We start from the raw sequence: 16,013 nt of genomic DNA on the forward strand, positions 1-16,013 counted from the left end.
CCGCACAGGCGATGCGTAAGGAGAAATGGTTGAACATCGAATGGGTAGGCTCGGTATTCCTAGGCTCGGGACCCGACCGGTTCCGGGTGCCCGATCGCCGCGACACGCCGGTTGGTTGGTGGGAAACTGGGAGAGTGTGATTTTCGCTAGGCCGGTCGTGCCGGCTCTGCCGTCCGACCCGCTGCAAAGATTGACGCATCAACAACTCCCTATCTGGGGGTATGGGTCAGGGAAGAGGTATCGCTATGTCACTGGTCATTGACGAGTTCGATCTGGACATGCGGATCGAACCATCGCAGACGGAGCCCCGCGAGGACTGCGACGACCCGGATCCCTCGCAGCCGGGCAGCACTTGCGACTTCTCCTGTTTCGAGACCTGCGGTGGCACGTGCGGGTGCCATTTCGGCTGACGCGATCCCACAACAGGGGCGATCACACACCAGTGGTGAAGCCCAAATCGGGGTGAACGATGAATACCAATAGCACGAGCGAGCGCGAACGGCTCATCACCCGCTACTCGCTGACGACTTCTCCGCTGTACGAGCCGGTGCACGCCTACCTCGCACCTCTCAATCTGCCGCCGCCGACGCCCGAGATGGAGGAAGAGGCACACCGCACCTTCGAGCACCTGAAGACCTCGGTGACGAACCGGATGGCGAAGGACCCGGAGCTTGAAGCGGCACTGAACACCATCGCGGCACTGCCGCAGGGCACCATCAGTGATCTCTATCTGGCGGCCTTCGAGGACGTCCGGCAACCGGACAGTGACATCACACGGACCTATGTCTCCGTTCTCTACGCCAGGGCCTTGCAGCATCTGGGACGCCACGTTGAGCGCGACAAAAGCACGTTCCTCGCCACGGCCCAGAGGTTGTTCGAGGACTCACGGGCGACTCTGGCGGGGACGCTCGCCCATCTGGAAGCGCTACACCCGGATTTCGTCGGACATCTCGTTCTGGAGGCCGAGGCAAGACGAGCCGAGAATCCCTTCTTCCACAAACGGCTCGAACGCGCCGCTGAGCTGTTCGATCGTTACGGTGACGGTGAGCCGGACTGGCTGGGTACGAAGGCTCAGCCGCCGACCGTGATGGGGGTCGAGAATCTCGGGAGCAGCGCTGCCCTGCCGGCACACATGGCCATGGCGATGACACTGCATGCGTGACGCTTCGACGGCCGCCGCTCCGGTCACCGTACGGGCGCCGACCGATCAGCTCGATGTGGCCCTGCGGATCGCGAGGCGCCTCGCACCTGTCGACGACGTGGTGGAGGCGGTGCGCAGCGACAGCCTGCTGAGCGAGAGGTGGCACGATCACGGCACGGCCTCCGGATTCGCGGGTCTGGCACTGCTCTTCGGCTGTCTCGACCGGTGCCGGGAGGGCGAGGGGTGGGACCGGTCGGCGCACGAGCACCTGTCCGTGGCGGTGGAGGCGGCGCAACGTGTCCAGTACCTGCCGCCGGGCATCTCCTCGGGAATGGCCGGCCTCGGGTTCGTGGCGCTGTGTCTGTCCGGGAGGGGCCAGCGGTACGGACGGCTACGGCGGACGATCGACGGGCGTCTGGCGGAGTACGTCGCGGCCTGGATCGACCGGCCGGAGACCGGCGGGGACTCCCGCCGCGCCCTGGACGTCATCACGGGCGCCGCGGGCATCTCCGCCTATCTCGCGCGCCGTCCGGAAGCCGACGCGCTTGCGTCCCTGCGAGGGCCGCTGCTGACCTGGCTGGCGGCTCACCTCATCGAAGGCCGACTGCCCCTGCGGCCGCGGAGCGACGCGGCCGACTGCGGGCTCGCGCACGGTCTGCCCGGCCTGGTGTCCGCTCTGGCACTGGCCCGACTCAGGGGGATCACGGTGGCCGGCTCCGAGGCGGCGCTGCGGGCAGGAACGGCCTGGATCCTGGACCGGCAGGTGGCCGACCGGTGGGGCGCCAACTGGCCCATGGACGACTCCGTTCCGCGAGCGGCCGGATCCGCGCCGCCCATCCACGCGGCGTGGTGCTACGGGGCGCCGGGAGTGGCGCGTTCGCTGCTTCTGGGCGGACGCGCCCTGGCCGATCCGGCCCTGGTCCGCGCCGCCCTGAACGCCATCGAGGCGATACGCCGGCGACCGGACCGGGAGCGGCGTCTGGTCGCCCCCACCTTCTGCCACGGTGAGGCAGGACTCGCGCATCTGTTCCACCGCACCGCCGTCGAGACGGGGATCGGGGGTTTCGCGGCCGAGGCCCGGCGACTGCACCAGCGCCTGGCCGGATCGTTCGACCCGGTCGCACGCTTCGGATACCGGGCCGTTCAGGCACGAGGTGCTACCACAGACAGCCCGGGGCTGCTCAACGGCGCGGCAGGAGTGGCCGCGGTGCTGTTGTCTGCGGCGGTCAACGACGCGCCGGACTGGGACCGGCTGTTCCTCGTCCGATGAGCGAGCCCGGTCAGCAGCGCTGGAGATACCGTCCACTGGACGGATTCACGGTCAGGCTTCCGCTCCTCCCGGCCGGCACGGGGGCGCGGCGTGCAACCTCGGCGATCGATCTGCTGAGCGCCCCCCTGAACAGCCTCGCCCTGTGGATCGGGAGCGAGGCGATGTGGGACTCACTGCATCGCGACGGACCCGGCGGCGCACCGTCCGAGCGCAGCATCAGAAAAGCCCGCCGCTACCTCGACCGTATGTCGTGCCGCCCGACCCCCTACGGCATGTTCGCGGGCGTCTCACTCGGCAGTTGGGGCGACCACACCGACCTCGCCGTGCGGCGGATCCCGGACCGTGTGCGGACACACCTCGACATGGGCTGGCTCATGACCCTGGTCGAACAGCTCGAGGCGGACAGCAGCATCCGGCGTCAGCTGACCTTCACTCTCCACCCGGCGGTGTACGTCGCGGCCGGGCGGCTCCATCTGGTGGACCCCCTGGGCGCGCCGGAAGTCCGCCGGCCCCACTGTGTGACCTTGCGGGCGACCGCACCTGTCATGGAACTCCTCAAGACCGCGCGTCGCCCCGTGTCCTACCCGCGGCTGGTCGAGGCTGTCCGTACCGCCGTCCCCGGCACGGCGGACTCCGTGTGCGAACAGCTCATCGACCGGCTCCACGAGGCGGGTGTGCTGCTGAGCAGCCTGCACCCCCCGCTGACCGTGCCGGACCCGGCACGGTACCTGATGGACCGGATGGCCGTGCTGCGCGACGAAGCCGGCAGGACCGAACGGCTGCGGGACCTGGTCGAGGGGCTGAACCGGTGCGATGGACTGCTCCCTGCCGAGAGTTTTCCCGCACGCCGCGCGCTGGCCGTACGGGCGAAGGAGCTCGCGTCGGCGACCTCTCCACCGTTCCGTACGGATGCGACGGCGGCTCTGTCCGGCACGCTGCTCGACCGGACCGTCGGACGGGAAGCCGCGAGGGCGGTGGAACTGCTGCTGCGCACGTCCTCACAGCCGGACCGGCCGCCCGACGCGGTCACCTACCGAGCGGCCTTTCACACCCGCTACGGAACCCGGCGCCAGGTGCCCCTACTGGAAGTGATCAATCCCTACACAGGGCTCGGGCTTCCGGAGGACACCAACTCCGCCCTGCCCGCGGACGAATCGTCCACCCGGGCCGAGCGGGACGAGACCCTGCTCGTGCTGGCGGCCGAAGCCCTCCGGACGGGCAGCCGGACCGTGGCGCTCGACGACCGAACGCTGGCGCGGATCGAACGGCAACCGGATCCTCGGCGCCTGCCCGAAACGCTGGAGCTGGTGGTCGCGGTGGCAGCGTCCTCTTCGGCGGACATCGACTCCGGCGCCTTCCGGATCGTCGTCTCACCGATCGTGGGGGCGCGGGAAGCCGGCTGCACCCTGGGGCGCTTCGCCTTCCTCCTCGGAGACGAGGCACCAGGCCTGATCAGGTCGCTGCGATCCGCGGGCGACGCACCGGCCCACGATGTCATCGACGCCGACATCGTGTACCAGCCTCTGCGGCCTCGTTCCGCCAACGTGGCCCTCTGCCCTCCTGTGCACGACCATGTGCTCCCGGTCGGTGTCGGGACGCAGGCGACCGACCCGCCTGCTCTCCGCCTCGCCGACCTCACGGTTTCCCTGGAGGACGACGCCCTCGTCGTCCGATGGTCCGTAACCGGCCAACACGTACGCTTCCACTCACCCCACATGCTCAACCCGTCGGTCGCTCCTCGTGTGGTCCGCTTCCTGCGCCAGATCGACGAGACCCAGCGGCTCCAACAGTTCGATTGGGGTGCCGCCGCCCAACTCCCCTTCCTGCCACGGCTGGAGCGCGGACGCATCGTTCTCACGCCCGCCCGCTGGCGGCTGGACCGACAAGCGATGCGGCCGGCGGAACCCAAGTACTTCCGAAGCGCCTTCACGGAATTCCGACAGCTGTGGCAGGTGCCCGACCTGGTCTACCTCGCGGAGGGCGACCACCGCGTCACCGTGGACCTGGACTCCGCGGACGACATGGAGGAGCTCCGCCGCGCCCTCCGGCGATCCAGCCATGTCTCGCTCCACGAGCGCTACCCCGACCCCGAACAGGCATGGCTCCCCGGCCCGGCCGGGAACCATGCCGCCGAGATCGTCATCCCCGTCGCCCTCGCCCGGGGGAAAGGCCCGCGCACCAAGAGGAACGACGACCGGGCGAGCAGCCGGTACTCCCCCGTCGACCGGCGAACGCGGCTCGCCGAACCGGGTTCGCGGTGGGTGTTCGCGAAGATCTACGCGCCGACCGTCAATCAGGACGACCTCCTCGCCGGGCCGATCCACGACCTGGTGCAACAGGTGTCGGCCACCGGCAGGAGCACCGAGTGGCACTTCCTGCGTTTCGCGGATCCCCTCCACCACCTCAGGCTCCGATTCAAGCTGAAGCCCGGCGAACACTGGTCCGAGCTGGCCACCGACGTCACCCGCGCGCTGCGCGCGGACCTTGCCTCAGGAGCCGTGGAACGGCTCGTGTTCGACACCTACGACCGGGAGATCGAGAGGTTCGGAGGAGTACGGGGCATGGGCCTGGCCGAAGGAGTGTTCACCGCCGACAGCACGATGGTGCTCTCCCTGGTACGTGATGTCGTACGAGGCCGGGTGCCGCTCGACCGCGCTCTGCTCGCGGTGGCCACGGTGGACGATCTCCTGGCCGCGCTGGGGCTGGCGGCGGCCGACCGAGAGGCTCTGTCCACCGCCATGGCCGGTGAGCGCACCGCGTCGGCAGCGCCCTTCAGGGAGTCCGGCGCCACCCTCCGCATGCTTCTCGACGGCGGTTCTCCTCCGGAGGAGGTCCGGCACAGCCTTCAGCGACGTCGGCGGGCGATCACGTCCCTGGTCACGCCGGTCTCCCGGCCCGCCGAGTGGTCTGCGCCGGGCAGCGGCGTAGCGGCGTCGTTGGCGCACCTGCACTGCAACCGGCTGCTGGGAACGGACAGGCCTCTGGAACGCGTGGTGTACGGACTTCTGGCACGAACCAGACACAGCCTCGCCCGGTGGCCGACAGTGGACGCCGACGGCATCGGCCCGGCGCACGCACATGGACCCGGAGACGCGGCACACCGTACGTGAAGGGAGTATCGCGGCCGAGGAATCAGGGGCCGCGCCGCTGAAGCTGCGCCTGCCGTTGTGGCGCCTGCGTCAGGCACCGACTGGCATGCCGTGCCTGTGGCACCGATCTGGAAGTGCGTGTCCCTTGTGCGTTTCGCGGCCGTGGGAGGTTTTCGGGGGCGGTGGTCGGATGGTTGGGCGCGATGAACCGGCCTTCCGTGCCGATCTTGGTCGGGGCATTGTCGGTCCGCAGATGCGGCACAGCTGCTGGCTCTCGGAAGTCATGGCGCTCAAGTTCGCCGTGAGACTGCGGGTCATCAGTCGATCCACCCGTGCGGCACGCCCGCCTGCGCCTCCCACACATGCCCTGGGAGGCCGTTACCGACTGGTGCGGCAGCTCGGCGAGGGCGGTATGGGTGAGCTGATTGCGCACTGCCGTGCCTCCCGCTTCGGTCACCTTCGCCCCTCCTGGGATACTGCCTCTCCACCGATGAGGCCGTGGTCCCTAGGCGGCGTCTTCAAAGGTGATCAGGTGATGAGGGATCATGCTTGTCGTGGTGCGTCGTCATGAGCTTTCGGATGCTGAGTGGGCTGTGCTGTCGCGGTTGTTGCCGAGTTCGGGGACTGCGGGGCGGCCCCGTTCGGACGACCGGGTGGTACTGAACGGGCCGGCGGCAAAAGGGGGCAGTCGACCGGGACGAAGCGGGTGATCACGCCCTCGGCCGGTCCCGTGGCGGATGAGCACGAAAGTCCACCTGGCCTGCGACGGGCTCGGTCGCCCTCTGGGCTTTGTCTTATCGGGCGGAAATGCCAACGAGTGCACCTGCTTCGAGCAGGTTATGGGCTCGATCACCGTGCCCAGAGTCGGGCCCGGGCGTCCGCGGACCCGACCCGACCATGTGGTCGCCGACAAGGGCTACAGCTCCCGGAGGATCCGCGCATACCTGCGGCGACGCGGCATCCCGCACACGATCCCCGATCGCGTCGACCAGATCCTGGGCCGACTGAACCGCGGTACCCGCGGCGGACGACCGCCCGGCTTCGATCGATGCCTCTACCGTCGCCGCAACGTCGTCGAGCGCTGCTTCCACCGACTCAAGCAGTGGCGCGGACTGGCCACTCGCTACGACAAGACCCGCGAGTCCTGCCAAGCCGCCGTCACCATCGCCTCAATCCTGCTCTGGATCTGACCTTTGAAGACGATCTCTAGGTCCCCAGCCCTCAGCCCCCGGGCAACCCAAGATCATCCGCAAGTCCGATGCCCCCTTCTGGATACGGGAGCCACCATGCTGGTGGAACCTGCCACGAGGAGCGCATCATGTCGTACCCGGAATACCTCGAGTACCCAGAAGCCCGCTACCACGGCAACAAGGGCGAAGTGAACGCGGCCTTCCGCCCGGCCGACAGCCCACCGGACATCTACTCACCCGGCGCCTCTACCCACTACCTCGCCACCAACGAGTCGACCGGCGGCGAATTCGGGCTGTACAAGGTGGAGCTGGGTGCACGGTCCGCTGGGGCCAAGACCCACTTCCACAGGGCGATGTCGGAGTCCTTCTACATCCTCTCCGGCGAACTGGAGCTGTACAACGGCGAGAAGTGGGTCACGGGCCGCGCGGGCGACTTCCTGTACGTACCGGTCGGCGGCCTGCACGCCTTCAAAAACGTGACCGACGAGCCTATGTCCATGCTCATGCTCTTCTCCCCAGGCGCCCCACGCGAGGAGTACTTCGAGCGGGTCGCGGAGATGGCGCAGCGCGGTGGCGAAGAGCTTAAGCGGTTTCGCATCCGACACGACAGCTACTTCCTGGAAGACTTCGAGCCCGGGGAGGAGTAGTTCGGGGCCGGTGCAGGACTACCGCTCCCCCACCGCGATGACCACTCCAGAGCGAGCCCGGCCTGTACGAATTCGCCAACGGTGTCGTTGCTATGCCGGGGTCGAGGCGTTGTCACCGGGTGGCTACCCAAGCCAGACGATGTTCAGGACGGTCGCCGCTCGATCGGGGTCGGCACATCCTCCGGGCACCATCGGGCTCGGGGAACGCCCGGCGGGACAGCTCGCCGCATCGCGGCATTCCGCCGCTCCACCGCCCTCTGCGATGCCCGGGTCCACCATCCTCACCCGCGCCCACCGACGGCTGACCACCTCGCTGAAGACCCGCGGCACCACACTGAAGAACGCGACCGCAATCCCGGAATACCGCACCGTCCGAATGACACGCCCTGCCGGCTGAGCAGACCCCGTGGAGCCCGGAATGGCGCGAGGCGTACGCGAACGACCAGGACAGCCCCGACTCCCCGATCGCCGTCACCGCCGCCTTTAACCGGTCCAAGGCCGGTGGCTGCCGTCGGACGCCGCCTACCAATGCGTCTATGCCGCGACCTGGGTCGGCACGAAGCTGCGCTGGGCCTGGCTGCGGACGAGGCGGAGCGGGAGGCTCTGTGGGCCTCGCCGAGGACTGCCCGACCACCACCGTCGTCGCCTACGAGCCGACGCCGTAGCCGCCTGGCCTCTGCTGCCCGGCGTCCCGCGCAAGACGGATCCCCGGGCTGATTCCGTTCGTGCGTGCCCGGGAACGTGCGGTGCCCCGCGCTCGCGGAGCGCGGGGCACTGAAGGAGGCGGGGTCAACGACCGGTCGGCCCAGTTCCCTTCACCTGCACCATAGCGGCTCGGATTGACCGGGTACGTACGCGTGGACCGGGTACCCGGATGGCGGGCCGTAATCAGTTACGACGGATGGCACGGGAATCGACATGTCGCACATGCAGCTCTTAGCTAAGGGAGCAGGTGAGGGCTCCCCGCCCTTCTGGATCATCGCCATCGTTTTGCTCGTCATCGTTGGAGCGGCGTTTCTGGTTGCAGAGGCGCGCAGGAGATAGAGCGCGGCGCTCAAGCCGTCCAGCTTCGATGGCAATCGGTTCAGCTTCGAGGTCAGAGGACACCTTTATCCGCCCGGCGCATTACCCGGCCCGCGTACTGCGGACCAGCAGGAGCCTGCCCGGTGACCACCCAGTACCTCGCTGTTCTCCAGTCCGAGGAAGGCGGCCCGGCCGTCACCGGCGAGAAGTCGCGGGAGGCCGCCACGTCCCGGGCGGCGAGCACCGGGGGCTCGCCGTCGGCGAGCGGAACGAGCCCGTGAAGGCGGAGGCCATCGCGGCGCAGGAGATCCCGCACTGAGTCCCGCCGCAACCTCGGAAGGTCGTTCTGGCCCCTGAGACTTAGGGGGCAAAGCGGCGAACCGGCCGTACGGCCGAGGCCGCCGCACCCTCGTCAGGGTGCGGCGGCCTCGTCGTGGATGCGTCAGCTCGTGGCGGGAAAGCCAAGTTCGGTGACGTCGACCCAGTTCACGCTCGGGTCGTCCGCGCGGAGGGAGTTGCCCCAGTCGTCCACGGCCACCACGGCGTACTTCACGGTCTCGCCGTCCGCTGCACTGCCGTGGAGGAATGACGTGGCGTACTCGGCGATGTAGTCGACTCGGTGGGCGAGCCAGACGTCGCCGCCCTCACCATCGTCGTGCCGCACGGCCTTGAACAGCTCGTACCGCCGCAGATCCGGCTCGGTGCTCGGCTGCCACTCCACCAGCACACCGTCCTCGCGGGCCGTCGCCTTCAGGCCGGTGACGGGCGCCGGGGCGACCAGATCGCCGTCGGTCGTTGCGGACGCCGAGGCGGACACGGGGGACTCGTTGCCCGCCTTGTCCACGGCGGTCACGGTGTACGCGTACGTAGTGCCGTGGCGGACCGACATGTCCGTGTAGCTGCTGCCCCAGACGTCCATATACAGAACGCCGAAGCGGTACAGGCGGTAGTGGACGACGTCGTCGCTCGTCGAGGGGGTCCAGCTGATGACGACGCCGTTGCCCGGCTGGAAGAGGGCCGTCACGCCGGTCGGCGCAGCGGGCGCGTAGTCGCCGTGCGTGGCGCCTGCCGTGGTCCGTGTCGCCGATGTGTTGCCGGCCGCGTCGGTGGCGGAGACGGCGTAGGTGTAGCCCGTCCGCTCGGCGGCGGTGGTGTCCGTCCAGGAGGCGGAGGTCACCGTGGCCAGCTGGACCACGGGGTGGGCGACACCGGTGTCGGTCTGCCCCTGCTGCTGCCGGAAGACGGTGTACTTCGCCGCACCGGCGACCGGCTGCCATGCCAGTGCCGTCCCGCCCGGTCCGTCGGCCGCCGTCAGCACGCCCGGCGCCGCCGGCGCCGTCCGGTCGACACTGACGACCGTCTGGTCGGCGCTGCCGAGGGACTCGCGGCCCACCCTGTCGACCGCGCGGACCTCGTGGAGGAACGAATCGCCGGTCGCGGGTGGGTAGCTCACGAACGAGGTGCCGGTCACCAGCGCCGTGCCGCTGACCTTCGACCAGGCGGTGGAGCTCAGCCTGCGGTAGACACGGTAGCCGGCAAGGTCCATCTCCTTGTTCGCCGACCAGCGCAGTGTGGCCTTGTTGGCGACTCGGTCGTAACTGACCGCGGTGCCGGTGGGTGCGAGCGGCCGCACCGTGTCGACGGTGGCCGACGTGCGGGGCGCGTAGGTGAACTTCACGTTCGCCGAGCCCGTCCAGGCCACGTAGTCCACCCGGAGGGTGTGGTGTCCCGCCGGCACGGTGACGTTGACGGTCTTGCTCTGCGTGGTGGAGACGTTCCGCCATAGGTCTATTTTGCGCACCCCGTCGAGGTAGACACGGATGCCGTCCTGCGTGGCGGCGGAGAACGTGAAGGGCCCGCCGGAACCGAAGTCCCGGGTGACGGACCAGCGGATTGAGAAGTTGTCCCTGGGCAGGGCGACGCCTGCCGGGTCGCCGGTGCCGTAGTTTTCGTTGACAGTGGCGTCGCAGCCGGTGAGCTTGGGCGTGCCGCTGAACGACGTGTTGGCGAAGAACTGCACCTTCCAGACCGGAGCGGTGCAGGTGACGGCCGCCGAGGCCGGGGTGGCGGTGAGGAGACCGCCTGTGGAGGCGAGGGCGGCCGTCGTGGCCAGAGCGCTCAGCCGGGTACGAGTGATCACAGAGTTGAGGGGCCCTTTCCGGACCATGCGGCGCAATGCCGAGGATGTTCAGCACACGGTGAAGGAGCGATGCGGGGGGGGACGGTGCGGGTGGGGCCGGTGTTCCGCCGGAAGGGCACTGTACAGCCCTGTTCCGCTCCCTACGACAGACGTTCGGTCCTCGAGCCGGGCCTTGCGCCGTTCCCCTACCTTCAGCCATCCCGGTTACGCAGGGCGGCGAGGGCACTACCTCCGCGTGCGCGGGGGCGACGCTTCGTGACCTGCGGTGATGCTAGCAGTGGGGTCTGTCTTCATTCGGCACGATTGGCGAGCGTGGCATGTGTCCTGATTGCGATGTGTACGGCGGCGGCCGGGCCGAGGGCGTCGAATGTGGTCATGAGCGTGGTGTCACCCGCCATAAACTCGCCCCAGCCGTGGCCCGCATCTTCGCCAGGCCCTTTACGAGCTGGGGTGTGCTGATGACACGAGCCCAGGCGGACCGCAGGCGCTCCTCTCCTGCGCGGTGCCCGGCAGTGCGGAACTTCGCGCGCATCTGGCGGTAGGCATTGGGCTCGTGCCCCCGCCGACCGCGGACCGGATCGGCTGCCATCAACGGCTCGATCCGGTCCCACATCGCAGTGCGGCTGCCGAGCGCTGCTCTTGAAAAGGCGTGGCTGCCGGGCAGTCGTGATGCGAAAATCAGTCCGCGCCTTGATCCACATCCGCGTCCCGGAGGTCCGCATGGACGTATCCTCGCTGCTGCCGTTGACCACGGCCCGGTTGTCGCTGCGTCTGTTCACTCCCGGCGACGCCGACGACCTGTACGCCTATCAGAGCCTGCCGAGCGTGGCGCGCTACTTGTACCGGCCGGCGCACACGCGTGAGCGCAGCGAGCAGGTTACCGCCGAGCGCGCGGCGCAGACGGTCTGGCGCGCCGACGGGGACAAGCTGGCGCTCGCTGTCTGCCGACGCGATGAGCCCGGCGTCCTTGGCGAGGTGAGCCTCGCCCTGGCCGATGCCCGCGCAGCCCAGGCCGAGATCGGCTGGACTCTCGACCCACGTCACCAGGGGCACGGCTACGCGACCGAGGCGGCTGCGGCGCTGGCCGGGTTTGCCTTCGACACGCTGGGCGTGCACCGGCTCTACGCACAGCTGGATGTGGAGAACACCGGGTCTGTGCGAGTCTGTGAGCGCCTCGGGATGCGCCGGGAGGCGCACCTGGTCGAGAACGACCTCGACGGGGATCGCTGGGGCAGCGAGTACATCTACGCGGCGCTGTCCGCGGATCTTGGCGGTCGATCAGGCGATTGAGCTCGATGCTGCTTCCTGTTCGCGATCTTCCATATGGGAGAGTCCTGGTATGTCTGGTGGGGATGGCCTGTTCGAGGTGGATCCGGCGGCGGTGGTGAAGGCGGAGATCGCGCCGACGGTGGCGGTGAAGAAGACCTTCCGGGCGTTCGTCCCCGATCAGATGCTGCTGCTCCCGCCGTCGCTGGAGGACTGGCTGCTCGAGGGGCATCTGGCCCGGTTCGTCGCCGACCTGGTCGACGAAGTGCTCGACCTCTCGCCGGTCCTGGCCGACCACACCGAAAAACGCGGCTACCCGCCCTACGATCCGCGGCTCATGGTGCGTCTGCTGATCTACGGCTACACCACCGGCGTCCGCTCCTCCCGGGCGATCGAGCGCCGCCTGGCCGACGACGTCGCGTTCCGGTTCCTGGCCGTTGGCCAGGAACCGGACTTCCGCTCGATCGCCCGGTTCCGCCGTCGCCATCTCGACGCACTCGCCGGCCTGTTCACCCAGTCGCTGCACCTCGCGACCAAGCTCGGCATGGTCAAGATGGGCCGCGTCGCGCTGGACGGCACGAAACTGGAAGCCAGCGCCTCCAAGCACAAGGCGATGAGCTACGGCCGCTTGGTCGACAAAGAAGAACGCATCGAGGCCGAGATCGCCCAGCTGGAGGCCAAGGCCCAGGGCCTGCTGGCCGACGCAGAAGCCGCCGACACGGCCGAGGACGAGACCTTCGGCCGTGACGGCAAGGAAGCGGACCTGCCAGCCGAGCTGGACCGGCGTGAGAAGCGTCTGGCGAAGCTGCAGGCCACCCGCGCACAGATCGAAGCCGAGGCCGCCGCCATGCCGAGGACAAAGAACGCCGCCGGCAGGAGCGTGCCGGCACCGGCGACGAGCGGGCCGTCGCCGACGCGGGCGATCAGGCAGCAGCCAAGTCGCGGCGCAAGCCCAAGGCCCAGGCCCATTTCACCGACCCCGACTCGCGGATCATGAAGAACAGCGACGGCGCCTACATCCAGGCCTACAACGCCCAGGCCGTCGTCGATGAAGAGCATCAGGTCATCATCGCCGCCGACGTGACGGCCGATCCTTCGGACGCGCGGAACTACACCACGATGCTCGACCAGTCCGCGCAGAACACCGGCGTCCACCCCAAGCAGGCCCTGGTCGATGCCGGCTACTGCTCCGAGACCAATCTCGAGGCCGCACGAGAGCGCCAACTGGCCTGCGACACGGACACGTTCATGGCCACCGGTCGACTCGCCCACGACGAGCAGGTCCCGCCCGCACCACGCGGACGTATCCCCAAGAACGCCACGCTGAAGGAACGCATGGCCCGCAAGCTCCGGACGAAATCCGGCAAGGCCGCCTACGCCCGCCGGAAAGCGATCGTCGAGCCCGTCTTCGGCCAGATCATGACCTGCCACAACGGCCGCCGGCTACTCCTGCGCGGCGAGGACGGAGCCCGAGGAGAATGGCTGCTGCTGGCCGCCTGCCACAACTTCCGCAAAGCCTTCCGGCACGCGGGAACCGCAGGACTCGCCGCGGCGATCGCCTGACCGGCGCGGCCACCGGCCCTATCGGGCCGATTTCCGGACCGCCAGGACCGGCCACCGATCGCCCAAGGACACCGGCCGGCGACCGCGAGCGATCCGGCCGGTCGCGACCACCCGGTCAGTTGCCCGTTACGGAGACACGCTCCTAGCCACCCCGAGAGGTTTAAGGGCTGGAGATCACCGGGATGGGCGGCGTCGCAGCACCATGGTTGACGCCTGCAGACGGGCGGCGGGCTGCACCCAGAGGTTGCGGACCGCCGCGCGTCTGACGGACCGGGGGTCTGCCGGAGTCAGATCTGCTGCTGGAGCAGGTAGAAGCCGAGACCGACGATGCCGCCGCCGGTGGCGTAGGCGGCGCCGCGCAGGGCGCTGGAGATCAGGGCGGTGCGTCGGCGGGCGATCCAGTGGCGGCCGCGGCGGATTCGCGGGGTCGTCTCCCATATGCGGGTGCGACGGTTAGTCTTCCCGGTAGATGCTCCGTTCTTCGGGGCGCTGGTGTGTGGTCCGGCGGGGGCTGGGCGGCCTAGGAACCTTCGGCCCCCCCGCCGGAATTCTGCGTTTCAGGGGCGGCCGGCGAGTTCGTGGATGCGGTCGGTCAGGCGGGCGTCGGGGCGGCAGACCAGTCCGTCGGCGGTGTGACGGTCGGCCAGCTGGTCGACGTCGGCCTCCAGTCCGCCGGTCAGGACTGCCCTGCTGGCGTTGCGGCGAGCGGAGTCGTTCGTGAAGTGCTCCAGCGCCTTGAGGAAGGCCTGAGTGTCGACTTCGCGACCCCGGGGCGCATCCGGGCAGAACAGAGCGGTCACCTGCCGCTTCCAGAATTTCGCCTCACGCTCATCGCCGAGAGCAAGGTGGTCGAGGTAGAGACAGTACGCCGCGCCGCTGGAGCCGGCGCCGGCGGCGAAGCGCCACCAGAAGCGGGCGCTTTCGGGGTGGTGGGCGAGGTAGAGCATGCACGCGAAGACGTGGACGCCGTCGATGTCGACGCCGTCGGTCCAGCCGTCGAACTGCGCGACGGTGGCGTCGCCGCCGAGTAGCGCGGTCAGTTCCTCCATGTGGGCGGCCGCCCCGGCCTGGGTGACTACTACCCGGGTCATGACGCCGAGTCGGCGCCGGGCGCTGGGGTGGCCGCCAATGGGTGCCGGATCGGGGGACGGGAGGTGGGCGGTGTCGCGGGCGATGCGGCGCAGCCCGGCGCCGACATCGAAGGCGCGGCGGGGTTCGCAGACGGCGTTGTCGGCGTCGGCGAAGAGCTGTTCCCAGGTATCGCTCACTGGGCGTCCTCCTTCTTGATCGGCCGCGTGGCGCGGCGGTGGATGGGAGCGAGGCGCTCTTGGGCCTTGCGGATGTGGTGAGTGACGGTGCTGGGTGTGAGGCCCATGTACCAGGCGATCTTCTTGGTGTCGTACCCGCCGACGTAGCGCAGGACGATCGCGTCGAACTGGCGCGGGGGCAGCTTTGCGAGGGCCGGGTACAGGCCGATGCCGCTGTCGCGCGCGGCGAGTTCCTCGCGGTAGCCGCCGATCAGTTCATCAATGATGGCGCGGCGCAGGATCTGCCAGGTCTGTGTCTGCAGGTCGGGTTCGGTGAGCAGGGTGTCCCAGCAGGTGCGGATCTCCACGTAGGCGCGGTGGACGGCCTTCTCCGCCCGGTCGTTGGTCAGCAGGATCTTCAGCGCAAAGTCGTGGAACGTCTCCTGGTTGGTGAGGTAGTGGGCCTCGAACTCCAGTGGGAGCTGGAGCGGGGCCTCCTCGGCCACAGGCACGCGGCCGTCCTCAGAAACGTCGTCGGGTCATGGGGTCTCTTCGGTCCTCTTCGTTGAGGGCTGACGGAAAGGGCGGCTCCCGGGGCACCGCTGGGGATCACTCAACCGGCCCAATCGGCCGAACACGCACGCTCGGCCCCACAAATTTCACGCGGTACGGTCACTCCGAAGCTCAAAGTGATCACTAGAGTGGCCAGCGCCCCTCTGATCTGTGCAGATAGTCACTCAATGGCATGATCTACATTCACTGCGTGATCGACGTCACAAAATGACACTCCCGATGTGTGAGCGACTTCTCGCCACTATCGAGTGAATTTCGCCAAACTCGGGGCTCTGACCGCCGAGTTGGCGATGGCGTCGTCCGGGACGTCGTCGCGCTCGGGGAGCGCGCGGCGGGTCAGTGGGCGCGGCGCGGCGGTCTGCCGCTCCACCGCCTGTGCGATGACCGGGGCCACGCGGGACGGCGGCGCGGCCTGGCTGTGTGCCTCGATCGAACGGCGGCAGCCGGCCGATTGGAGCGGGCGTGGCGGAGGCGGGGTCGGGTCGGTGGCCGCCATGGCGGGGCTGGCCTCCGGGGGTGGACGGCAGGGCGCGCAGTGCGGCCGTTGGCTACCGTGGTGGTACGGAGCGCTTCTTTGATATTACGTTCCGCGCTCATGGCTACCCCGACCCCCGCCAGGCTGGCCAGCCCAGCATGGACACCGCCGGCACCCCGCGAAGTCGCCGAGGGGCGCGCACAGCTGCGTAACGACATCCGCAGCAAGGCGGGCAGGCAGATGCTCGCCCAGACCGTTAACGCCGGGCACACCGCCGTACTCCCCACCGTGCCCGGGATGGACGCCTCCCCCGGCGCGGTCGCCTCGGTCCTGCTGTCGCGCTCCGAGCAGCGCCGCCTGTCCGAAGCCACCCTGTACTGCGCAAGCGC

General features: G+C 69.0%; 9 protein-coding genes and 2 pseudogenes. 8 read left to right on the top strand and 3 right to left on the bottom strand.

Annotated features, from left to right (window positions below; all coding sequences use genetic code 11):
• Positions 1 to 469 precede the first annotated feature (469 nt).
• The 6 genes and pseudogenes from ACZ7LK_RS10715 to ACZ7LK_RS10740 all read left to right on the top strand — a co-directional run bounded on the left by ACZ7LK_RS10715 (position 470) and on the right by ACZ7LK_RS10740 (position 8,641).
• The gene (locus ACZ7LK_RS10715; protein ID WP_471139655.1) at positions 470 to 1,162 is read left to right on the top strand and encodes a hypothetical protein; all 693 of its coding nucleotides are present in this window, start codon (positions 470 to 472) and stop codon (positions 1,160 to 1,162) included.
• Positions 1,155 to 2,411, top strand: coding sequence for a lanthionine synthetase C family protein (locus tag ACZ7LK_RS10720; RefSeq protein WP_471139658.1), 1,257 nt, complete (start codon positions 1,155 to 1,157; stop codon positions 2,409 to 2,411). The genes ACZ7LK_RS10715 and ACZ7LK_RS10720 overlap by 8 nt, the downstream gene beginning before the upstream one ends.
• The gene (locus tag ACZ7LK_RS10725; RefSeq protein ID WP_471139661.1) at positions 2,408 to 5,521 is read left to right on the top strand and encodes a lantibiotic dehydratase; all 3,114 of its coding nucleotides are present in this window, start codon (positions 2,408 to 2,410) and stop codon (positions 5,519 to 5,521) included. Before ACZ7LK_RS10720 ends, ACZ7LK_RS10725 begins: the two co-directional genes overlap by 4 nt.
• Positions 5,522 to 6,166: 645 nt before the next feature.
• A pseudogene (locus ACZ7LK_RS10730) lies at positions 6,167 to 6,690 on the top strand (IS5 family transposase); the annotation flags it as partial.
• A 128-nt stretch (positions 6,691 to 6,818) separates the two neighbouring features.
• Complete coding sequence (locus tag ACZ7LK_RS10735) at positions 6,819 to 7,337, top strand: cupin domain-containing protein (RefSeq protein ID WP_471139664.1); 519 nt, start codon at positions 6,819 to 6,821, stop codon at positions 7,335 to 7,337.
• A gap of 1,166 nt (positions 7,338 to 8,503) precedes the next feature.
• On the top strand, positions 8,504 to 8,641 hold the full coding sequence (locus tag ACZ7LK_RS10740) for a hypothetical protein (RefSeq protein WP_471139666.1): 138 nt from the start codon (positions 8,504 to 8,506) through the stop codon (positions 8,639 to 8,641).
• Between the two features lie 161 nt (positions 8,642 to 8,802).
• Here ACZ7LK_RS10740 and ACZ7LK_RS10745 read toward each other — a convergent pair whose 3' ends face one another.
• The gene (locus tag ACZ7LK_RS10745) at positions 8,803 to 10,500 is read right to left on the bottom strand and encodes a PA14 domain-containing protein (RefSeq protein WP_471139668.1); all 1,698 of its coding nucleotides are present in this window, start codon (positions 10,498 to 10,500) and stop codon (positions 8,803 to 8,805) included.
• Positions 10,501 to 11,220: 720 nt separating this feature from the next.
• Here ACZ7LK_RS10745 and ACZ7LK_RS10750 point away from each other — a divergent pair.
• Together ACZ7LK_RS10750 and ACZ7LK_RS10755 are read left to right on the top strand one after the other, a co-directional pair.
• Entirely contained in the window at positions 11,221 to 11,790 is a 570-nt protein-coding gene (locus ACZ7LK_RS10750; RefSeq protein WP_471139671.1) for a GNAT family N-acetyltransferase, read from the top strand.
• A gap of 124 nt (positions 11,791 to 11,914) precedes the next feature.
• Positions 11,915 to 13,329, top strand: a pseudogene (locus ACZ7LK_RS10755) (IS1182 family transposase).
• A 557-nt stretch (positions 13,330 to 13,886) separates the two neighbouring features.
• On the opposite strand, the gene ACZ7LK_RS10760 reads toward ACZ7LK_RS10755, so the two are convergent.
• Together ACZ7LK_RS10760 and ACZ7LK_RS10765 are read right to left on the bottom strand one after the other, a co-directional pair.
• Positions 13,887 to 14,597, bottom strand: coding sequence for a hypothetical protein (locus tag ACZ7LK_RS10760; protein WP_471139674.1), 711 nt, complete (start codon positions 14,595 to 14,597; stop codon positions 13,887 to 13,889).
• On the bottom strand, positions 14,594 to 15,088 hold the full coding sequence (locus tag ACZ7LK_RS10765) for an RNA polymerase sigma factor (RefSeq protein ID WP_471139676.1): 495 nt from the start codon (positions 15,086 to 15,088) through the stop codon (positions 14,594 to 14,596). Before ACZ7LK_RS10765 ends, ACZ7LK_RS10760 begins: the two co-directional genes overlap by 4 nt.
• Positions 15,089 to 16,013: the final 925 nt, after the last annotated feature.

This window comes from Streptomyces sp. NPDC039423, assembly GCF_055598725.1.